Origin of the sequence: Paraburkholderia sp. LEh10, from assembly GCF_017814945.1 — a bacterium.
In the GTDB taxonomy this organism is placed as follows: domain Bacteria; phylum Pseudomonadota; class Gammaproteobacteria; order Burkholderiales; family Burkholderiaceae; genus Paraburkholderia.
The window spans coordinates 161,287-182,088 of the sequence record NZ_JAGIPX010000007.1 but is presented as its reverse complement, the minus strand read 5'-3'; the positions used below and the strand labels follow the sequence as shown (position 1 = coordinate 182,088).

The 20,802-nt window shown below is 65.4% G+C and carries 16 protein-coding genes; 11 read left to right on the top strand and 5 right to left on the bottom strand.

The genetic code is table 11. The features are described from left to right. Nucleotides 1-94: 94 nt before the first annotated feature. The 11 genes from J8I87_RS08490 to J8I87_RS08440 all read left to right on the top strand — a co-directional run bounded on the left by J8I87_RS08490 (nt 95) and on the right by J8I87_RS08440 (nt 15,119). Nucleotides 95-3,544, top strand: coding sequence for a DUF2126 domain-containing protein (locus tag J8I87_RS08490; RefSeq protein WP_209930992.1), 3,450 nt, complete (start codon nt 95-97; stop codon nt 3,542-3,544). A 34-nt stretch (nt 3,545-3,578) separates the two neighbouring features. Next, a complete protein-coding gene (locus J8I87_RS08485; protein ID WP_209930991.1) occupies nt 3,579-6,191 on the top strand; it encodes a circularly permuted type 2 ATP-grasp protein in 2,613 nt (870 codons plus the stop codon). Further along, nucleotides 6,188-7,078 carry a transglutaminase N-terminal domain-containing protein gene (locus J8I87_RS08480; protein ID WP_209930990.1) on the top strand — a complete coding sequence of 297 codons (891 nt, stop codon included), beginning with the start codon at nt 6,188-6,190 and terminating at the stop codon, nt 7,076-7,078. The genes J8I87_RS08485 and J8I87_RS08480 overlap by 4 nt, the downstream gene beginning before the upstream one ends. Nucleotides 7,079-7,151: 73 nt before the next feature. After that, nucleotides 7,152-7,577, top strand: a complete 426-nt coding sequence (locus J8I87_RS08475) for a MarR family winged helix-turn-helix transcriptional regulator (protein WP_209930989.1) — start codon at nt 7,152-7,154, stop codon at nt 7,575-7,577. A gap of 59 nt (nt 7,578-7,636) precedes the next feature. Continuing rightward, nucleotides 7,637-8,080: a MarR family winged helix-turn-helix transcriptional regulator gene (locus J8I87_RS08470; RefSeq protein WP_209930988.1), complete on the top strand. Its 444-nt coding sequence runs from the start codon at nt 7,637-7,639 to the stop codon at nt 8,078-8,080. Nucleotides 8,081-8,161: 81 nt separating this feature from the next. Next, nucleotides 8,162-9,265, top strand: a complete 1,104-nt coding sequence (locus J8I87_RS08465; protein ID WP_209930987.1) for an HlyD family secretion protein — start codon at nt 8,162-8,164, stop codon at nt 9,263-9,265. Between the two features lie 22 nt (nt 9,266-9,287). Then, nucleotides 9,288-10,868, top strand: coding sequence for a DHA2 family efflux MFS transporter permease subunit (locus J8I87_RS08460; protein ID WP_209930986.1), 1,581 nt, complete (start codon nt 9,288-9,290; stop codon nt 10,866-10,868). 43 nt (nt 10,869-10,911) lie between these two features. Beyond that, on the top strand, nt 10,912-12,402 hold the full coding sequence (locus tag J8I87_RS08455; protein ID WP_209930985.1) for an efflux transporter outer membrane subunit: 1,491 nt from the start codon (nt 10,912-10,914) through the stop codon (nt 12,400-12,402). A 67-nt stretch (nt 12,403-12,469) separates the two neighbouring features. Then, entirely contained in the window at nt 12,470-13,654 is a 1,185-nt protein-coding gene (locus J8I87_RS08450; protein WP_209930984.1) for a thiolase family protein, read from the top strand. 143 nt (nt 13,655-13,797) lie between these two features. After that, nucleotides 13,798-14,736, top strand: a complete 939-nt coding sequence (panE, locus tag J8I87_RS08445; protein ID WP_209930983.1) for a 2-dehydropantoate 2-reductase — start codon at nt 13,798-13,800, stop codon at nt 14,734-14,736. 83 nt (nt 14,737-14,819) lie between these two features. Next, nucleotides 14,820-15,119 (top strand): hypothetical protein, encoded by a 300-nt coding sequence (locus J8I87_RS08440; protein WP_209930982.1) that lies wholly within the window; start codon nt 14,820-14,822, stop codon nt 15,117-15,119. 183 nt (nt 15,120-15,302) lie between these two features. Here J8I87_RS08440 and J8I87_RS08435 read toward each other — a convergent pair whose 3' ends face one another. The 5 genes from J8I87_RS08435 to J8I87_RS08415 all read right to left on the bottom strand — a co-directional run bounded on the left by J8I87_RS08435 (nt 15,303) and on the right by J8I87_RS08415 (nt 20,801). Then, nucleotides 15,303-16,817: an OprD family outer membrane porin gene (locus tag J8I87_RS08435; RefSeq protein WP_209930981.1), complete on the bottom strand. Its 1,515-nt coding sequence runs from the start codon at nt 16,815-16,817 to the stop codon at nt 15,303-15,305. 155 nt (nt 16,818-16,972) lie between these two features. Then, complete coding sequence (locus J8I87_RS08430; protein ID WP_209930980.1) at nt 16,973-17,968, bottom strand: ABC transporter ATP-binding protein; 996 nt, start codon at nt 17,966-17,968, stop codon at nt 16,973-16,975. Beyond that, entirely contained in the window at nt 17,965-18,954 is a 990-nt protein-coding gene (locus J8I87_RS08425) for an ABC transporter ATP-binding protein (RefSeq protein ID WP_209930979.1), read from the bottom strand. The genes J8I87_RS08430 and J8I87_RS08425 overlap by 4 nt, the downstream gene beginning before the upstream one ends. A 1-nt stretch (nt 18,955) precedes the next feature. Further along, nucleotides 18,956-19,846: an ABC transporter permease gene (locus tag J8I87_RS08420; RefSeq protein ID WP_245253788.1), complete on the bottom strand. Its 891-nt coding sequence runs from the start codon at nt 19,844-19,846 to the stop codon at nt 18,956-18,958. 16 nt (nt 19,847-19,862) lie between these two features. After that, nucleotides 19,863-20,801: an ABC transporter permease subunit gene (locus tag J8I87_RS08415; protein WP_209930978.1), complete on the bottom strand. Its 939-nt coding sequence runs from the start codon at nt 20,799-20,801 to the stop codon at nt 19,863-19,865. Nucleotide 20,802: the final 1 nt, after the last annotated feature.

The following is a 20,802-nucleotide window of genomic DNA, read 5'->3' as shown; positions in this document are numbered from 1 at the left end:
AACGCAGTTCAGCCAGCAGACCGGCCGGTCAACGGCATAAAGCTTGCTTTTCGCGGCTGCCCCCTTATTGCCTCTTCCTGCTGAGGAGCCTCGAGTGTCCATACGTGTCGCGTTGAACCATGTCACGCATTACCGCTATGACCGGCTCGTCGGGCTGTCGCCGCAGATCGTGCGGCTGCGGCCGGCACCGCATTGCCGCACGCCGATCCTGTCGTACTCGATGCGTGTCGAGCCCGAGCAGCACTTCATCAACTGGCAGCAGGACGCGTTCGCGAACTATCAGGCGCGGCTCGTGTTTCCCGAGCGCACGCCGGAGTTCAAGATCACGGTCGACCTCGTTGCCGAGATGGCCGTCTACAACCCGTTCGATTACTTTCTCGAACCGGCCGCCGAGCAGTTTCCGTTCGACTACTCGCCCGAGCTCGCCGCGGAGCTTGCGCCGTATCGCGTGACGCGCGAGATGACGCCGCGCTTCGCGGAGTTCGTCGCGAGCATCGACCGCTCGCCGCGCCGCACATCCGACTTTCTCGTCGATCTGAACCAGCGGCTGCAACGCGAGATCCGCTATCTGATCCGGATGGAGCCAGGCGTGCAGACGCCCGAGCAAACGCTCGTCAACGCGTCGGGCTCGTGCCGCGATTCGGGCTGGCTGCTGGTCGAGACGCTGCGTCAGCTGGGGCTCGCGGCGCGCTTCGTGTCGGGCTATCTGCTGCAACTCGCGCCCGACACGAAGTCGCTCGATGGCCCGAGCGGCACCGAATACGATTTCACCGACCTGCACGCGTGGTGCGAAGTGTTCCTGCCGGGCGCGGGCTGGATCGGCCTCGATCCGACCTCGGGGCTGCTCGCGGGCGAGGGGCACATTCCCGTCGCGTGCACGCCCGAGCCGGGCAGCGCCGCGCCGATCTCGGGCGCCGTCGACGAATCCGAAGTCGAGTTCGCGCACGCGATGTCCATCACGCGCGTGCTCGAAACGCCGCGCGTGACGAAGCCCTACACGGAAGCCGCATGGGACCGCGTGCTGACGATGGGCGCGCAAGTCGACAGCCGGCTCGACGCGATGGACGTGCGTCTGACGATGGGCGGCGAGCCGACCTTCGTGTCGGTGCGCGACCGCGACGCCGCCGAGTGGAACACCGACGCGCTCGGCCCCACCAAGCGCGGCTATGCCGTCACGCTGATGGACAAGCTGCGTGCGTACTACGGCGCGAACGGCTTTCTGCATGTCGGCCAGGGCAAGTGGTATCCGGGCGAGCAGTTGCCGCGCTGGGCGCTGTCGCTGTACTGGCGCGCGGACGGCGAGCCGTGCTGGCGCGATCCCACGCTGTTCGCCGACGAGCGCGATCCGGGCCGCCATACGTCGGACGACGCGCGCCGCTTCATCACGCGGCTCGCCGACAAGCTTTGCGTCGGCAGCCAGTACGTGCACGCGGGCTACGAGGACACGTGGTACTACCTGTGGCGCGAGCGACGCTTGCCCGTCAACGTCGATCCATTCGATTCGCGTCTCGACGACGAACTGGAGCGCATGCGCTTGCGCCGCGTGTTCGATGCGGGGCTGTCGAGCGTGACGGGCTACGTGCTGCCGCTCGCCCGCGCCAGCGACGGACCGGGCTGGGCGAGCGGCGCCTGGTTCTTCCGCGACGATCGCATGTACCTGATTCCCGGCGATTCGCCGATGGGCTTGCGCTTGCCGCTCGATTCGCTGCCGTGGGTTTCGAAGGGCGATTATCCGTATCAGCATGCGCATGATCCGTTTGCCGAGCCCGTGCCGCTGCGCACATCGGCGCAATTGCGGATGCAGTATGAAGGTGTGTCGCCTGAAGGCCGCGGCGGCGGGGAAGTCGGCAATGGCCGTGGCGCAGGCTCAGGCGCGGCGGGCAGTGGCCTTGCCGCGGGCATCGAGCCGCAACAGCGCATGCCCGGGCGCGGCGAATCGGCGTCGTCGGTGATTCGCACCGCGCTGTGCGTCGAGGCGCGCAATCCGGCGCGTGCGGCAGGGCCCGGCGTCGAGGCCAGCACGTCGGGCGACGGCCGCGCGCTGCTGCACGTCTTCATGCCGCCGCAGACCGCGCTCGACGATTATCTCGAGCTGCTCGCCGCCGTCGAAGCGACGGCCGCCGAGCTGGCGATGCCAGTGGTGATCGAAGGCTACCCGCCGCCGCGCGATCCGCGCCTGCAAGTGCTGCAAGTGACGCCTGATCCGGGCGTGATCGAGGTGAACATACATCCCGCCAGGAACTGGGACGAACTCGTCGATCACACGGAGTTCCTGTACCACGCCGCGCACGAGTCTTATCTGAGCACCGAAAAGTTCATGCTCGACGGCCGCCACGCAGGCACGGGCGGCGGCAACCACTTCGTGCTCGGCGGCGCGACGGCCGCCGACAGTCCGTTCCTGCGCCGCCCCGATCTGCTCGCGAGCCTCGTCGCGTACTGGCACAACCATCCGTCGCTGTCGTATCTGTTCTCCGGGCTCTTCATCGGGCCGACGAGCCAGGCGCCGCGCGTCGACGAAGCGCGCAACGACCAGGTCTACGAACTCGAGCTCGCGTTCAAGGAACTGCAACGGCAGGTCGATCTGCTCGGCGGCAAGATTGAGCGCAGCGGTGGCGGGCAACTGCCGCCGTGGATGATCGACCGCGCGCTGCGCAACATCCTGATCGACGTGACGGGCAACACGCACCGCGCCGAGTTTTGCATCGACAAGCTCTATTCGCCCGATGGCCCGACGGGGCGCCTCGGCCTGCTCGAACTGCGCGGCTTCGAAATGCCGCCGCATGCACGCATGAGTCTCGTGCAACAACTGCTGCTGCGCGCGCTGGTCGCGAAGTTCTGGCAGACGCCGTACACGACGCGCCTCACGCGCTGGGGCACGGAGCTGCACGACCGCTTCCTGCTCGGCACGTTCGTGCAGATGGATTTCGACGACGTGCTCGCGGACTTGCACGAGGCTGGCTTCGCGTTCGAAGCCGAATGGTTCGCGCCGCATGTTGCGTTCCGTTTCCCGCCCATCGGCGAGCTGCACGCGAACGGCATCGCGCTTGCGCTCAGCGGCGCGCTGGAGCCTTGGCACGTGATGGGCGAGGAGGGCGCGGCGGGGGGAACGGTGCGGTACGTCGATTCGTCCGTCGAGCGGCTCGAAGTGAAGGTGCTGGGTCTCAACGACAATCGCCATCAGGTGGCCGTCAACGGCGTGCGGCTGCCGCTGCAGCCCACGGGGCGCATCAGTGAATTCGTCGCGGGCGTGCGCTTCCGCGCATGGCAGCAGGCGTCGTCGCTGCATCCTACGATAGGCGTGAATGCGCCGCTGACCGTCGATGTCGTCGATACGTGGACGGGACGCTCGATCGGCGGATGCCAGTATCATGTCGCTCATCCGGGCGGGCGCAACTACCAGACGTTCCCGGTGAATGCGTACGAAGCGGAGAGCCGGCGCCGTGCGCGCTTCTTCACGACGGGCCACACGCCGGGCCCGCTGGTGACGCAGGCACCGCCGCGCAGCGCGGAGTTTCCGTTCACGCTGGATTTGCGGCACTGGTAAGCCAAACCCACGACAACAGATTCGCGATCAAACCTTGGCCTTTCAATCGACCTTTCCGTTCGAAGCGGCAGCAGGCCATCCCGACGCGCTGGCGCTGCTGCGCACGTTGCCGCTGCTGGACGTGCGCGAAGGCCACTGGGACGAGCTGCGCGACGCATCAGGCGCGCTGCGCGAGCCGTGGCGGCGCTTTTTCGAACTGCTCGGCGAGGAAGGCATCGCGGCACTGGAGGCTGGGCGCGCATCCGTCGCGCAGCAGGTGCGCGACAACGACATCACGTACAACGTGTATGCGGACAAGGGTGAGCCGCGTTTGTGGGCGCTCGACCTGCTGCCGTTCATCATCGCTGAAGATGAATGGGCGCAGATCGAACGCGGCGTGAAGCAGCGCGCGCAACTGCTCAACGCAATCGCCGCGGACGTGTATGGGCCGCAGCGGCTGTTGCGCGAGAGCAAGCTGCCGCCCGCGCTCGTCTATGGACATCCGGGCTACCTGCGCTCGGTGAAGGGTTTTCTCCCCTTGGGCGGCCAGTTCCTGCAAGTGATCGGCGTCGATCTGGCGCGCGCGCCGGATGGCACATGGACGGTCATGTCGCATCGCACCGAAGTGCCGTCGGGCGCCGGTTACGCGCTCGAAAACCGGATGATCGTTTCGAGCGTGTTCGCCGATGCGTTCCGCGAACTGCGCGTCAGCCGCCTCGCGCCGACGTTTTCGACTTTGATCGCGATGCTCGCCGCGAGCGCACGCGCCACCATGCGCGACGGCAAGACGGACAGCGCGCCGCATATCGCGCTGCTCACACCGGGGCCGTTCGCGGAGACCTATTTCGAGCATGCGTTTCTCGCGCGCTATCTGGGCGTGACGCTCGTCGAGGGCAAGGACCTGACGGTGCGCAACGACATGCTGTATCTGAAGACGCTCACTGGGCTCGAGCGCGTGCATGTCGTGCTGCGGCGGCTCGACGACGCATTCTGCGATCCCGTCGAGCTGCGAGCCGATTCGACGATCGGCGTGCCGGGGCTGTTGCAGGTGATGCGCGCGGGCAATGTGATCGTATCGAACGTGCCGGGCTCGGGCTTTCTCGAATCGCCGGCGATGCACGGCTTCTTGCCCGGCATCGCGCAGGCGCTGCTCGGCGAGCCGCTGCTGCTCAACGGCGTGCCGACATGGTGGTGCGGCGAGGATGCCGCGCGCGAGCACGCGTTCGCGACCATGACGGACGCGTTTCTTCAGCCGACATGGCCCACGCGCACGTCCGATGGTCCGCCCGGCATCGCGCAAGGCGCGCAGCGGCTGGAAAGCTGGCGCAGCCGCATCGAGCGCTCGCCCGATGCGTTCACGATCCAGCAGCCGCTGCCGTATTCGTGCACGCCGCGTTATGAGGACGGCGCGCTCGGCAACCGGCCCAGTGTGCTGCGCGCGGTCGCCGTCGCGGATGCGAGCGGCGGCTGGCACGTGTTGCCCGGCGGCTTCACGCGTCTCGCCGCGGAACGGCAGGCGTCGGTGTCGATGCAGTTCGGCGGCAGCAGCGTCGATACATGGGTGCTGTCGAGCCATCCGAACTCGACGTTCACGTTGCTGCCGTCGCCGCTCAAGCCCGCCGATCTCGCGCGCAAGCACCGCACGGTGTCGAGCCGCGCGGCGGAGAACCTGTTTTGGAGCGGGCGTTACGGCGAACGCGCGGAAAACAACGTGCGCGTGTTGCGGCTGATACTCGGCTCGCTGGAAAGCAACGGCGCGGACACGATGTTCTCGACGCTCGCCGAACTCGCGCTGCATTTCGGTCTCGTGCAATCGGGCGACATGGTGGCCGGGCAATCGTTGCAGGCCTTCGAGCGCACGCTGGTCGCGAATCTGCATGAGAGCACGGGCGCCTACAGCATCGGGCAGAACCTCGCGAGCCAGGCGCGCGCGAGCGGCGAGATTCGCGGGCGTCTGTCGAACGATCACTGGCGCATCATTCTGGCCGCGCGCAACGACTTCCGCGATGCGCTGCACGAACTGACGCCTGCCGCCGCGATGTCGTCGCATGCGTCGTCGCGCGGCAAGGCGCGCTACAACCGCGTCACGCTGATGAACGCGCTCGAGCATCTCGCGACGCAACTGTCGGCGATCAGCGGCGCGCAAGGCGACCGCATGACGCGCGACGAAGCGTGGCGCCTGATGTTCGCGGGCCGCCACATCGAGCGCGTGTGGGCGATGACGTCGATACTGCGCGTCGTCGCGTTGACGCGGCAGCTTGCGACGCCCGCAGGTTTCGATCTGCTGCTGCAATTGTTCGACAGCACGCTCACGTACCGATCGCTTTATCCGGGCCGCTTCGAGGTGCCCGCGCTGCTCGATCTGCTCGTGATCGAGCCGACCAATCCGCGCGGTCTGTATGGCGTGTACGCGCGGCTGTGCGCGAAGCTCGACGATATTTCGATGGCGGCGGGCAGCACGTGGCATCGTCCGTTCAGCGAGCTGCTGCCGCCCGCGAGTTCGCTGCCTTCGCTCGAACGACTGTGCACGACGGACGGCAACGGCCTGTACGCGGAAGTGATTGCGCTGTGCGATCGCCTCGCGATCAGCATGACGGCGGCCGCCAACGAAATCAGCGCGCGCTATTTCAGCCATGCGAACACGTTCGCGGCGCAGGTGTCGTCATGAGCGACGCGCAGACGCTGCTGTCCGTGTCGCATCGCACGACCTATCACTACTCGACGCTCGTCGAAACCGCGCAGCATCTGGCGACGATCCGTCCGCTCGCGTGCGCGTGGCAACGCGTGGTCGCGCACAGCGAGCGCATCGAGCCCACGCCTTCGTACCTGCATAGCCGCACGGATGCATTCGGCAACGACGTGCTCTATTTCGCGCTCGATGCGCCGCACGAGCGCCTGCAAATGATCAGCGAAACGACGGTGCAGCTTGCGCCGCGCTGGACCCGTCTCGACCCCGGCGCGACGCCCGCATGGGAAGAAGTCGCGGACTCGCTGCGCTTTCGCGCGGGCGGCGTCTGTCAGGAGCAGGTCGAGTTCTGTTTTGCGTCGCCGAATATCGCGCTCAAGCCGACGTTGCGCGAGTACGCACTGCGCAGCTTCCGGCCGGGCATGCCCATCGTCGCGGGCGCGATCGACCTGATGCACCGCATTCACGCGGACTTCGACTACAAGCCGTCCGCGACGATGTTCGATACGCCCGCCGAACGCGCGTTCGATATGAGAAGCGGCGTGTGCCAGGACTTCGCGCAGGTGATGATCGGCTGCCTGCGCGCGCTCGGACTGCCCGCGCGCTATGTCAGCGGCTATCTGCGCAACGATCCGCCACCCGGGCAGCCGCGCCTGATCGGCGCCGACGCGTCGCACGCGTGGGTGTCGGTGCATTGCCCGCAAAGCGGCTGGATTGATCTGGACCCGACCAACGACGTGCTCGCCGATATGGACCACGTGACGCTCGCGATCGGCCGTGACTACAGCGATGTGTCCCTTCTGCGCGGCATGATTCTTGGAGGGGGCGCGCATCGTGTCGACGTCGCCGTCAGCGTGCTCGCGCTTTAGCAACAATGAATTTCAATTGCTATGCTGCGGTGCGATTTGACACCGTGCATACACACATATAGACTTCGTTCTTATGAGCAAGCCCCTTTCCCATGACGATTGCAACTGTTTCGCGCTGCGCCAGGCGGCGCGGTACGTTACGCAGATCTACGAGCGCCATCTCGGCGAGGTCGGTCTGACGGCGGCGCAGTTTACGATCGTCGCGAAGCTGTCGCGCAAGCCCGGTCTGACGATGATGGATCTCGCCGACTCGATGGTGATGGAACGCACCACGCTCGTGCGTGCGCTCAAGCCGCTGCAGCGCGATGGTCTCGTCATCAGCGAGCCGTCCGAGCATGATGGCCGCACGTATCTGTTCAGGCTGTCGAAGACTGGCAAGGAGACGTTCGAGCAGGCCGCCATCGCGTGGCGCGCCGCGCAGGACGAATTCGAGAGCAAGTTCGGACGCAGCCGCGCGAAGGCATTGCGCGCCGAACTGTTCAATCTCACGTCATCGTAATCAGACTCCGTTTTCGTCCGTCGCAGGACGGTTCAATAATTCGACTCATTGGTGTGCATATGCACGTTGAAGCCGAACCAGAAGAAATGAAGGTTTCGCCCGAAGATGATTGCTTTGCAATCCGGCAGGCGGCGCGGTACGTGACGCAGCTTTACGACCGTCATCTCGCGCAGGTTGGTTTGAAGACGACGCAGTTTTCGATCATGTACCACCTGCGCCGCCGCAAGTGGATGACGATGAAGGAACTCGCCGACTCGATGGTGATGGAGCGCACGACCCTCGTGCGTGCGATCCAGCCGTTGCAGCGCGACGGACTCGTCTACACGGAGGCGTCGCGCAGCAACCGCCGCGTGCTGACGGTCATGCTGACGACGGCCGGCGAAGAGCGCCTGATCAACGCGTGCGACCACTGGTTCGCCGCGCAGACCGAATTCGAACAGCGCTTCGGCTCGAAGCGCGCAGCGGATCTGCGAACCGAACTGTTCGATATGACGAAGCGGTAACAGCGGATTTTTGCAGGCAGATCGACGGGCGCTCATCGGCGCTTTTTTTCAACGTTTTTCAGTGCATACGCACAACTAGCCATGTCTACTTCACCTTCCATTGCTCCGCCGAGCGCCGCCGGCGCCGCGAAACAGACACGCAGCATTCCGTGGATGGCGCTCGCGGTGCTTTCCGTGGTGGTCGTCATTGCGGCGGCTACGTCGTACTGGTTTTTCGTAGGCCGCTTTGTCGAGACGACGGACGATGCGTACGTGGGCGGCGACGTCACCGTGCTCGCGCCGAAGGTGAACGGCTTCGTCACCGACGTGCTGGTGCAAGACAACCAGTTTGTGAAAGCGGGACAAGTGTTGATCCGCCTCGACGCCCGCGACTACGACGCGCGGCTCGCGCAGGCCAACGCGGAAGTCGCGAGCGCGGAAGCGGCGCAGACCGAACTCGAAGCGAAGAAGTCGCTGCAGCTCGCGACGATCAACGAGCAGTCGGCCGAAGTGCGCGCGTCGGGCGCAGAGCTCACGCGCAGCGCGTCGGACTCGGTGCGCTATCGCCAGCTGGTGAAGGACGATGCGGTATCGAACCAGGTCGTCGAACGCGCCGATGCGGACCTCCTGAAAGCGCGCGCCGCCGTCGATCGCACCAGCGCCGCACTGACGGCCGCGCAGCGTCAGCTGACCGTGATCGATGCGCAGATCAACGACGCGCACGCCCGCATCGCGACGGCCAAGGCGGCGCAGCGGGTCGCCGAGCTGAACGTCGAGTACACGACGATCCGCTCGCCGATCGACGGCTATGTCGGCAACCGCACGGCGCGCGTCGGCGTGCTCGCGAATGTCGGCGTGTCGCTGCTGACGGTGGTGCCCGCCAACGGCCTGTGGATCGACGCGAACTTCAAGGAAGACCAGTTGAAGCGGATGCAGGTGGGCGATACCGTCGACGTCGATCTGGACGCATCGAGCCGCCGCATCGAAGGCGTGGTCGAGAGCCTCGCCCCGGCGACGGGCGCGACCTTCAGCGTGCTGCCCGCGGAGAACGCGACGGGCAACTTCACGAAGATCGTGCAGCGCGTACCCGTGCGTGTGCGTCTGTCCGTGCCGAAGGGAATGCAAGGCGTGCTGCGCCCCGGCCTTTCGGCGACGGTGAAGGTGCACCTGCGCGCGGACGGCGAAACGGCCCGCGCGGCGTCCTGATTCGACGGATGCGACGCCCACTATGAGCAAGACGACATCCGCTCCGATGAATCCGGCCGATCTGCCGACCGGAACCAAAGTCTTCGCGTTCTCGCTGCTGTGCCTCGGATTCTTCATGGCGACGCTCGATATCCAGATCGTGGCGTCGTCGCTGAAGGACATCGGTGGCGGTTTGTCCGCGAGCCAGGACGAACTGTCCTGGGTGCAGACTTCCTATCTGATCGCCGAGATTCTGGTGATTCCGATGTCCGGCTGGCTCACGCGCGTGTTCTCCACGCGCTGGGTGTTCGCCTTCTCGGCATTCGGCTTCACGGTCACGAGCATGCTGTGCGGGCTCGCCTGGGACATCAACTCGATGATCCTGTTTCGCGCTCTGCAGGGCGCGCTCGGCGCCGCGATGATCCCCACCGTGTTCACAACGGCATTCATGCTGTTTCCGGGCAAGCAGCGCCTGCTCGCATCGACGACCATCGGCGCGCTCGCGTCGCTTGCGCCGACGATCGGTCCGGTGATCGGCGGCTGGATCACGGGTCAATGGTCGTGGCACTGGCTGTTCTATCTGAACCTCGTGCCCGGCCTGGCCGTGACGTTTCTCGTGCCGCGCTACGTCGACGTCGACCGCGCGGATCTGTCGCTGCTCAAGAGCGGCGACTATACCGGCATCGTGCTGATGTCGGGTTTTCTCGGCTGCCTCGAATACGTGCTCGAAGAAGGTCCGCGCAAGAACTGGTTCGGCGATAGCGCGATTCTCTTTTGCACATGGATCTCCGCAATCTGCGGCTTCCTGTTCCTCGTGCATGCGTTCACGGCCAAAGAGCCCATCGTCGATCTCAAGGCGCTCGCGGTCCGCAACTTCGGCATCGGCAGTCTGCTGTCGTTCATCACGGGAATCGGGCTCTTTTGCGCCGTGTTTCTGACGCCCGTGTTCCTGTCGCGAGTGCGCGGTTTCGATTCGCTGCAAATCGGTGTCGCGCTGCTGTCGGTCGGCTGTTTCCAGTTGATTGCGCTGACCGCGTATTCGTATCTGGCGCGCTTCCTCGATATGCGCCTGTTGATGGTATTCGGCCTCGTCTGCTTCGGCGTCGGCTGTTATCTGTACGTGCCGCTGACGAATCAATGGGGCTGGCAGGAACTGCTGATTCCGCAGGCGCTGCGCGGCATCGGCCAGCAGTTCTGCGTGCCGCCCATCGTGACGATGGCGCTCGGATCGCTGCCGCCTTCACGGCTCAAGTCGGCGAGCGGACTCTTCAATCTGATGCGCAACCTGGGCGGCGCGATCGGCATCGCCGTGTGCAGCACGATGCTCAACGACCGGCTGAACCTGCATTACGAACGTCTCGACGAACACGTGACGGCAGGGCGCCCCGTGATCGAAGCGCTGCTGCGCAATCAGGCCGCGCACTTCGCGGCAGTCGGCGGCGACATGCTGGACGGCGCGGCGGCGGGGCTTGGCCAGTTGCATGCACTCTTGATGCGCGAAGCGCTCGTGCTGACGTTCTCCGACACGTTCCTCGCTGTGTCGGCTTGCTTTGCGGTGGGCCTCGTCAGCGTGCTGTTCTCGCGGCCGTTCGGCAATGCGGCTCCGCCGCCCGATGCGCACTGACATGCGCGAAGCCCAACCCACGTATCCGATCAAAAGACCCGATATGAAATCGATCGTAGCCAAAGCGCTTGCCGTTGCCGCCGCCATGACGCTTGCGGCATGCGCAGTGCAGCCCGCGACGCACGCGGATTTGCCGCAGACCGTGAAGACCGTCGCGCCCGACGCGTGGAGCGTCGACGCGCCGAAAGACACGGTGGACGCCGACGAGTGGTGGTCGCAGTTCGGCGACCCGACGATGCACCGGCTCGTCGATATCGTGCTCAATGACAACCTCGACGTGAAGGCCGCCGTGGAGCGCGTGCGGCAGGCGCAGGACATCACGAAGCAGCAGCGTGCCGCGCTTGCGCCACAGCTCGACGCGGGTGCTACGGCGTCGTACGAGCGTCAGAACACGCCGCCGCCGCTTGGCTATGTGAAGCAGGCGGGCATCGGCTTGACGGCTTCGTGGCAGCCGGACGTGTTCGGCGGCGAGCGTCTTGCCGTGCTCGCGGCGCAGGCGCAGGTGTCCGGACGCCAGTCGGCGCTGAACGAATTGCGGCTCGCGCTGGCTGCCAATGCAGCGGCTGCGTATATCGACTTGCGTTGGGCGCAATCGCAGTTGCAGATCGTCAACGACAACCAGGAAATCCGCAGCCGCGCGTTGAAGCTCACGCAACAGCGCCTGAAATACGGGCTTTCGACGCAGCTCGATGTCGCGCGCGCGCAGAACCAGTTGCAGGATCTGCAAGCGCAGATTCCGAAGATCCAGTCCGATATCCAGCACGACATGAGCCTGATCGCCGTGTATTCGGGGCGCACGCCGGAAAGCGTCGACAGTCTGCTGCTGGCGCAGGCGCGGCCGATTCCCGTGCCCGCGCAAAGCGTGCCGCAGACGCTGCCTTCCGAAGCGCTGCTGCGCCGTCCCGATGTGCGCACCGCTTATGCGAGCGTCGAGCAGCGCGCGGCGGAAGTGGGTGTCGCGAGAGCGGACCGTTATCCGAAGTTCCGCCTGAGCCTGAGCGACGGCATTCTCGCGTCGTCGTATCTCGGGCTGCCGACGCTGACGGACAACCTCTTCAGCGCCGCGTTGAGCGCGACCAGCCCGATCTTCAACGCGGGCCGGATTACCGCGAACATCGACCAGAACGAAAGCCGGATGCGCGAATCGCAACTCGGCTTGCAGCAGACGATGCTGAACGCGTTGAAGGAAATCGAGGACACGCGCAGCGATCTCGTCAACGGCGATACGCAGGTCGCGAAGCTCGCGGGCGCGCTCGATGCGTCGGGCAAGGCGCTGCGTCTGTCGAACGAACTATACAAGGGCGGCGCGTCGAGTTTCCTCGATGTGCTCGATGCACAAGAGGCATATCTGCGCGACTCGGAATCGTTGAACCAGGCGAAGCGCGAGCATGCGCAGGCGGCCGTTGCGCTGTATCGCTCGCTCGGCGGCGGCTGGGATGCGCCTGCCAATGCCAATGCCGATGCCAATGCCAATGCCAATGCCAATGCCAATGTCGCGAAGACGAAGCCGGCAACGGACGTCGCCGCGAATTGAACGGCAGTGAAAGCGCCTCGCTTGCGCGAGGCATCGAAGTGCAGCACTTCAACTTGAAGGAAGAGCCATGAATGTTCGCGATATCGTGATTGCCCATCCCGTCCGCACGCCGATCGGCGCGTTTGGCGGATCGTTGAAAGATGTCCCTGCCACCCAGCTCGGCGCCGCTGTCGTGCGCGAAACGCTGCGGCGCGGCGGGATCGATGCGAAGGCGTTGTCGTCCGTGGTGATGGGCAACGTGGTTCAGGCCGGCAACAAGATGAACCCCGCGCGGCAGGCGTCGATCGGCGGCGGCGTGCCCGTGTCGGTGCCCGCGCTGACGGTGAACCGCGTGTGCGGATCGGGCGCGCAGGCGATCGTGTCGGCCGCGCAGGAGATCGCGCTCGGACTCGGCGACGTGGCTGTCGCGGGCGGCATGGAGAACATGGACCGCGCGCCGTATCTGCTCGAAAGCGGCCGCTGGGGCAGCCGCATGGGCAACGCGCAGGTGCATGACAGCATGTTGCGCGACGGTCTCGTCGATGCGTTCTCGAACGAGCACTCGGGCTGGCACACGGAAGACCTCGTGACGAAAGCCGAATTGACGCGCGCGGCACAGGACGAATGGGCCGCGCGCTCGCAGCAGCGCTTTGCCGCCGCGCAGGAACGAGGCGTGTTCGATGCGGAGCTGGTCGCCGTCGAAATTGCCGGACGCAAGGGCGCCGTGCAGTTCGCGCGCGACGAGCAGCCGCGTCCCGACACGACCGTCGAAACGCTCGCGAAGCTGCGTCCCGCGTTTCGTCCAGACGGCTCGATCACCGCGGGCAATGCGCCTGGCCTCAATAGCGGCGCGGCAGCGATGATCGTCGCGGGGCGCGACTACGCGGATACGCACGGCATCGAAGCGTCCGCGCGTCTGGCGGCGTTCGGCGTCGCGGCCGTCGAGCCAGGCATGTTCGGCCTCGGCCCTGTGCCCGCCGTGCAGATCGCGCTCGAGCGCGCAGGCTGGAAACTCGGCGATGTCGAACGTGTGGAGATCAACGAGGCGTTTGCTGCCGTGCCCCTCGCGGTCGCGCAAAAGCTCGGGCTTGCGCTCGACATCGTCAACGTCGAAGGCGGTGCGATTGCGCACGGCCACCCCATTGGCGCGACAGGCGCTGTCCTCACGACGCGCCTCATCCATTCGATGCGCCGCGATGGGCTCAAGCGCGGCATCGTGACGTTGTGCATCGGCGGCGGTCAGGGCATCGCGCTCGCGCTGGAAATCGTCTGACGCGCGGCTCGTTGCAGAGTCGCTGTTCGCAACGCGTCATGCAAGCCCACTGCGGATAACAGCCGCTTGCGACATACTGCATATGCACAGACATGGCGCGCGCAAATCCCTGACGCGCGCCATGAACGGACAATGGAGGAGCAATGCGAATTCTAGTGGTGGGCGCGGGTGCGACAGGCGGTTATTTCGGCGGACGTCTAGCGCAGGCGGGCCGCGATGTCACGTTTCTCGTGCGCGCAAAGCGTGCCGAAGAACTGCGGCGCTCGGGGCTCGTCATCAAGAGCCCGCGCGGCGACCTTACGCTGCGCGATGTGAAGACCGTGCTCGCTGATCAGATCGCGCAGCCTTACGATCTCGTGTTGCTGAGCTGCAAGGCGTACAACCTCGACGACGCGATCGAATCGTTCACGCCCGCCGTCGGCGAAGCGACGATGATCTTGCCGGTGCTGAACGGCATGCATCATATCGACGTGCTCAAGCAGAAGTTCGGCGCAGAGAAGGTGTTGGGCGGTCAGTGCGTGATCGCCGCGACGCTCAACCGCGAGCGCGAAATCGTGCATCTGAACGACATGCATGCAATCGGTTTCGGCGAAACCGGCGGGGGCATCAGCGAGCGCGTGCGCGCCGTTGCGTCGGCATTCGAAGGCGCGGGTTTCGATTCGACGGCCTCGGATAGCATCCTTCAGCAGATGTGGGAAAAGTGGGTGTTCCTCGCAACGCTCGCGGCAAGTACTTGCCTGCATCGCGCGGCCATCGGCGACATTCTGAAGACGCCCGACGGGCGGCGCATCATCGAAGGCCTGTTCGGCGAATGCAAGGCAATCGCGGCGGCGAACGGCTATCCGTTGGGCGAAGCGTCGAATGTGCGTGCGCAGGGCATCTTGTTCGCGGAGGGCTCGCCATTGACGGCATCGATGCTGCGCGATATCGAAGGGCAATCGCGCATCGAGGCGGACCATATCGTCGGCGATCTGATCGCACGCGGCGGTGATGTGCAGAAGGAAGGCGCACTGTCGCTGCTGCGCGTCGCCTACAGCCATTTGAAAGCCTACGAGGCAAGGCAGGCGCGGCAAGCCGCGTGAGCGTTTGACGCGAGCGCGCATCGGTCGCGAATGGGCGTGAAGCTGAAGTAGAATCGACGGCACTGAATCACGCGAGGTGGACCATGCCCACTCCTCAGGGATCGGTGCCGGCGCTCTGCACGGCTTCCGCGACGATGTTCTCGCTCGGCATCATCTTTCTCGGCTACTGGGGCCTGCAGGAAGCCGGCAACTGGACGCTCGCGGACAGATTCGTCGCGGTGCTGGCGATCGTCGGCTTTGCGTTTCTGGGGCTCGTGCCGTGGATGGTGACCAGTCCCGTCGAGCCGGATACTAATGATGCGAAGATTCGCATAGCACGGAATATGTTTCTGGTCGGGGTGATTGCGCTGTGGCTGGCGATCGTGGTGTCGGTCGTCTTCTGAGCGAAGAAAGCGCTTTTGCCATCGCCGCTTTTGCCACCGGCTTGCCATCAACACCCGGCGGTATTGTTGATAGGTGTTCCTGATTCACGCCGGGCCACTCAACGTCGGCTCAGCCCCGGCGCGTGCTTCGACACCGGGGCGCGGCGACCGCTCACGCGGCCGCCGCCGCTCGAAAAAGGCGGCTTAGAACACCTTGACGGGCACGTTTACGACAAGACGGTATTCCATGTTGTCGGGGTCCGAGTAATGCGCCGTCGACTTGTGATACATCGCGATGAACGTGATCTTCGTATCCTTGAAGCGGCCGCTTTGCAGCGTGTAGCTCGGAATGAAGCCGATTTCATGGTGCGTGCCATGGATGGGCTGCCCGTTTCTGAAGTACAGCGACGACGTCGGATTTGCAGCCGCTTCGGCTGAAGCGTCCGCGCCCCAGCCCGTCACGCCCCACACCATCGCCTTGAAGCCGGGCAAGCCTGCGTGCTTGCCGTCGAACGTATAGCGCAGCTGGAACGACTTTTCGTGCGGCGCGTTGTAGTCGACGTCCATCGAGTTCACGAGATAGATACCGTTGGTCTCGTTCACGTAATCGAAGAACTGGTCGCCGAGAATCTGCTGGAAGCCGAGCAGCACCTGATGCGGGCCGTGCTGCGCCGACAGCGACAGGCTGTACGCGTTGTTGTTGATGTGCCCTTGCAGCGCGGAGCCCGTATTCTGCGTCGAGTAGATGTTCGCGAGACCCGCCCACTTGATGCCGTTGATGTCGCCCACCGATTGCGCGATCGACGCGTAGAACTGATTCCACACGTTCTCTGCCTGGTCCGCGTACAGCGACACCGTGCCGTTCGGCGAATAGTCCCAGTTGCCGCCGAAGTAGGACAGACGCTTGAACGTCGTGCCGCCGTACGACGTCGTCATGTCGGTCAGGTTCGTGTGGCCGCGTGCGTTGACCTTCGTGAAGCTGCCTGCTTCGAGCGTCACGTTGCGAACGTCGGTGCTCACAGCCGACACGCCGAGGAATGTCGGCGGCAACGAGCGGTTGTCGTGCGGTTCCATGAACGGGTTGTTGTCGACGATCTGCAAGCCGTATTTGACGACCGTCTCGGAGATGCGCCCCTTGATGTCATACATGCCGGGATACGCCCACGCGAGCTGGTCCGAGCCTCCGCCGCCCTTCGCCACGTGCACCATGTTGCCCGCGCCGTTGCCGCCGTCGAGTTTCAGTGAGGCGAACAGCGACGCATCGACGCCGAGACCCACGGGCCCTTTCGTATAGCCCGATTCGAAATTCGCCTGCATGCCCTGAACCCACGCGTGACGGTGCGGGCCGCCTTCGTTGTCGAACACGTCTGCGTAGTTGCGGAACAGCAGGTTCAGATGGCTGTCGGCGACGAGGCCGTTGCTCTTGGCCTGGCTCGACAATTGTTCGGGCGGCGTGACGGCCTGCGTGGCTTCGGCATTCACGACCGCGTTGTTCGTTTCGGGCTGCGCTTGCGCGACAGTCGTCGCCGCCGGCTTCGCTTTGGGCTTGGCGGCGGGCGTGGCCTGAGCAGCGGGCGCGGCCTGGGCAACGGCTGCGCTTGCGGCGGCTGGCGCGGCTGCGTCTTCGGCGAGCGCGGCGGTGGCGATCGTCAGCGCGGGCAGGCCCATTGCCAGCAGCGCCAGTTTCGATGCTCCTGATGTGGATCTTTGGGTTGTCATTGCATTTCCGTTTTTTCTAGTTGATGAAACAGTGGCCCGGCGGTCGGCCGCACCACGCTTTCTCGCCCGTTTGCGCCGGCGCGCAAACGAACGCCTCCCTCGGCGCAGCGGCTGGCTGCGTCGTGGAAATAGGGTCTCGTGAAGCTAAAAGGTCGTCAGCTCATGACGGCGCGTATGCAGGCGACCTGTGTGTGGCCGACGCCCGCAGCCTGTGCAACGGGCCGCTCGTTCGCGCACGCATCGATCGCATCGGGGCAGCGCGTGCGGAACGCGCAGCCGGAAGGCGGCTTGAGCGGCGACGGGATTTCGCCGCGCAACAGCACGTGCTCGCGCGCGCGCTCCGCGGCCGGGTCGGGCACGGGCACGGCCGACAGCAGCGCACGCGTGTACGGATGCCGCGGCTCGCGATAGACATCGCGCTTGTCGCCGAACTCCATCACGCGGCCGAGGTACATCACGAGCACGCGCTGGCTGATCGCTTTCACGACGGCCAGATCGTGCGCGACGAACAGCAGCGACAGCGACAGCTCGCGTTGCAGGTCGCGCAGCAGGTTGACGATTTGCGCCTGAATCGACACGTCGAGCGCCGACACGGGTTCGTCGCAGATCACGAGCTGCGGCTCGCCGATCAACGCGCGCGCGATACCCACGCGCTGACACTGGCCGCCCGAGAACTCATGCGGATAGCGGCGCAGATGATGCGCATTCAAACCAACGCGCTCGAGCATCGTCCGCACGCGCACGCGCGTTTCCTCGCGGCCCAGTTGCGGCTGATGCGTCTTCAGCGGCTCACCGACGATCTGCTCGATCGTCATGCGCGGATCGAGCGACGCGAGCGGGTCCTGGAAAATCATCTGCACGTCGCGGCGAATCTGCGTCGTGTCGCGTGATGCGCCGTTCACCGACTCGCGTCCTTTCCATTGCACGCTGCCCGACGTCACGGGCGCGAGGCCGATGATCGCGCGCGCGAGCGTCGACTTGCCGCAGCCCGATTCTCCGACGAGGCCAACCGTCTCGCCGCGACGCACATCGAACGACACGCCGTCGACGGCGCGCAGCGTCGCCTTTTTCGACCACGGGTAGCCGCCCTGGGCTATCTGGAAGTGCACGCTGAGGTTGTCGACCTTGAGTAGCGTTTCCTGAGCGCTCATAGCACCTCCGCGATGGCCTGGACGGGACGATGGCAGGCGCGCAGCGCGCGCGCTTCGCCTTCGACGGGTACGAGCGCCGGACGCGTCGTCCGGCATGTGTTTTCGGCGAACGCGCAGCGCGGCGCGAACGCGCAGCCTTGCGACGCGACGCCCGGCAGCGGCGGATTGCCCGGAATGGTTTGCAGCGGCTGGTCGTCGTCGTCGGTCAGGCGCGGCAGCGCGTTCAACAGGCCGATGGTGTACGGATGCGTCGGCGCGGCGAACAGTTGTTGCGCCGGGGCCTGTTCGACCGTCTGGCCGGCGTACATCACCATCACGTCGTCGCACAGGCCCGCGACCACACCCATGTCGTGTGTGATCAGGATGATTGCGGTGCCGCGCTCGCGGTTCAGCTCGCGCAACAGCTCGATGATCTGCGCCTGCACAGTGACGTCGAGCGCCGTCGTCGGTTCGTCGGCGATCAGGATTTCGGGCCCGGACAGGAGCGCCATCGCGATCATCACGCGCTGGCGCATGCCGCCGGAGAATTCGTGCGGATACATGCCGATGCGGCGCGCGGCATCGGGAATGCGCACGCGTTCGAGCGCCTCGATGGCGCGCTGCTTCGCCTCGCGGCGCGACAGCTTGCGATGCAACTGCAGCGTTTCCGTCATCTGCCGCTCGATCGTGAGGAACGGATTGAGCGACGTCATCGGGTCCTGGAAGATCATGCCGATGCCGTCGCCGCGAATGCGGTTGAGCTCGGCATTGTTCATCGCCAGCAGGTTCGCGCCGTTGTAGAGCGCCTCGCCGCTGACGTTGCCGTTCTTCGCGAGCAGCCCCAGCAGCGCCATCACGGTCTGGCTCTTGCCGGAGCCCGATTCGCCGACGATGCCGAGGGTCTTGCCCTTGTCGAGCGAAAACGACACCCGCTGCACGGCATCCACGGGCGCGCCGTCGCGGCGCGAAAAGCGCACGCTGAGGTCTTTGACTTCGAGTAGTGCCATCTCAACGGTCCTTCGGATCGAGTGCGTCGCGCAAGCCGTCGCCGACGAAGCTCACGCAATAAAGCGTCGCGCACAGCATCAGCGCGGGGCACAGCAGCAGCCACGGCGTCGATTCGAGCTTCTGCGCGCCGTCCTGGATCAGCACGCCCCAGCTCGTCATCGGCTCCTGCACGCCGAGGCCGAGAAACGACAGCACGGATTCCGTCAGCACGATGCCCGGCACCGTGACCGTCGCATAGACGACCACCACGCCGATCAGATTCGGCACGATATGGCGCGCGATGATCGAGCGCGAACTGACGCCGATCGACTTCGCCGCATCGATGAACTCTCGCGAGCGCAACGACAACGTTTGGCCGCGCACGACGCGCGCCATGTCGAGCCACGAAAACGCGCTGATCGTCAGCACGACGAGATAGAACGCGCGGCCGAAGAGGGTCATCATCAGGATCGCGATCAGCATGTAGGGGATCGCGTACATCATGTCGACGATGCGCATCATCACGGCATCGACGCGCCCGCCCAGATAGCCCGCCGTCGCGCCCCACGCGACGCCGAACAGTCCCGACACGAGCGTGCCGAGCAGGCCGACTTCGAGCGACACGCGCCCGCCGACGAGCGTGCGCACGAGCAGGTCGCGGCCAAGTTCGTCGGTGCCGAACCAGTGCATGTTCGCGAAGGTCGGCGCGAGACTGATCGCGGCCCAGTCGCTGTCGATTGCATTGTTGGGCGACAGGAGCGGCCCGGCGAAGCACGCGAGCACGATGAAGACGAGCAGCAGCAACGCGGCAAACGCTGCGCGGTTGCGCATGAAGCGGCGTGCGGCCGTCGCGAGCGGGCTGCGCGAAGGCGGCGCATCGACGACGCTCAAGGTAACAGGTGGCATTCTCATCGGGATCTCATCGATATCAATAGCGGATACGCGGATCGAGCCATGCATACGCAAGGTCGACGAGCAGGTTGAACAGAACGGCGACGGCCGTCGTCAGCACGACGAGGCCGAGCACGAGCGTGTAGTCGCGGTTGATTGCGCCGTTGACGACGAGCTGCCCGATACCCGGCAGCGCGAACACCGATTCGGTGACGACGGCCGCTGTGATCGACGAGATGCACACGGAGCCGAGCAGCGACACGACGGGCATCAGCGCGGGCTTCATCGCGTGGCGCAGCACGATCGTGTGCGCGGGCAGACCCTTCGCGCGCGCCGTGCGGATGAAGTTGCCCGACAGCACTTCGATCATGCTGCCGCGCATCACGCGCGCGATCAGCGCGACGTTGATGATCGTGAGCAGCGCGATGGGCAGCACGCGATAGCGCCACTCGCCTTCGCCCCAGCCGCCCGCGGGCAGCCAGCCGTGGCCGTCCGCGGTCTTCAGCAGAATGGCGAACACCCATACCAGCAGCGGGCCGAGCACGAACGGCGGCACGACGTTGCCGACGTTGCCGAGCACCATCACGGCATGATCGATCACGCTATCGCGGCGCACGGCCGCAATCGTGCCGAGCCCGACGCCGATCACGACCGCGAACGGCACCGAGACGCCGCCGACGCCGAGACTCACGGGCAGCGCCTTGAGCACGAGGTCGGTGACGGACCAGTCGGCGTAGCGGAACGACAGGCCGAGATCGCCGTGCAACAGTCCCCACAGATAGTGCAGGTACTGCTTCCACAGCGGTTCGTCGAGGTGATAGCGCGCGTTCAGGTTCGCGATCGTGGCCGCCGACAACTGCTTCTCGGTATCGAACGGACCACCGGGCGTGAGATGCAGCAGCAGATAGCATGCGGTGATCACGGCCAGAATCGTCGGGATCGCCCACAGCGTCCGGCGCAACGTGTATGCAAGCATG

What these genes read in the sequence shown, in the direction of transcription:
- J8I87_RS08440 (WP_209930982.1), top strand. Translation starts at nt 14,820, where the DNA reads ATGCCCACTCCTCAGGGATCGGTGCCGGCGCTCTGCACGGCTTCCGCG.
- J8I87_RS08425 (WP_209930979.1), bottom strand. Translation starts at nt 18,954, where the DNA reads ATGGCACTACTCGAAGTCAAAGACCTCAGCGTGCGCTTTTCGCGCCGC.
- J8I87_RS08460 (WP_209930986.1), top strand. Translation starts at nt 9,288, where the DNA reads ATGAGCAAGACGACATCCGCTCCGATGAATCCGGCCGATCTGCCGACC.
- J8I87_RS08470 (WP_209930988.1), top strand. Translation starts at nt 7,637, where the DNA reads ATGCACGTTGAAGCCGAACCAGAAGAAATGAAGGTTTCGCCCGAAGAT.
- J8I87_RS08430 (WP_209930980.1), bottom strand. Translation starts at nt 17,968, where the DNA reads ATGAGCGCTCAGGAAACGCTACTCAAGGTCGACAACCTCAGCGTGCAC.
- J8I87_RS08435 (WP_209930981.1), bottom strand. Translation starts at nt 16,817, where the DNA reads ATGACAACCCAAAGATCCACATCAGGAGCATCGAAACTGGCGCTGCTG.
- J8I87_RS08480 (WP_209930990.1), top strand. Translation starts at nt 6,188, where the DNA reads ATGAGCGACGCGCAGACGCTGCTGTCCGTGTCGCATCGCACGACCTAT.
- J8I87_RS08475 (WP_209930989.1), top strand. Translation starts at nt 7,152, where the DNA reads ATGAGCAAGCCCCTTTCCCATGACGATTGCAACTGTTTCGCGCTGCGC.
- J8I87_RS08420 (WP_245253788.1), bottom strand. Translation starts at nt 19,846, where the DNA reads ATGAGAATGCCACCTGTTACCTTGAGCGTCGTCGATGCGCCGCCTTCG.
- panE (WP_209930983.1), top strand. Translation starts at nt 13,798, where the DNA reads ATGCGAATTCTAGTGGTGGGCGCGGGTGCGACAGGCGGTTATTTCGGC.
- J8I87_RS08450 (WP_209930984.1), top strand. Translation starts at nt 12,470, where the DNA reads ATGAATGTTCGCGATATCGTGATTGCCCATCCCGTCCGCACGCCGATC.
- J8I87_RS08455 (WP_209930985.1), top strand. Translation starts at nt 10,912, where the DNA reads ATGAAATCGATCGTAGCCAAAGCGCTTGCCGTTGCCGCCGCCATGACG.
- J8I87_RS08465 (WP_209930987.1), top strand. Translation starts at nt 8,162, where the DNA reads ATGTCTACTTCACCTTCCATTGCTCCGCCGAGCGCCGCCGGCGCCGCG.
- J8I87_RS08415 (WP_209930978.1), bottom strand. Translation starts at nt 20,801, where the DNA reads ATGCTTGCATACACGTTGCGCCGGACGCTGTGGGCGATCCCGACGATT.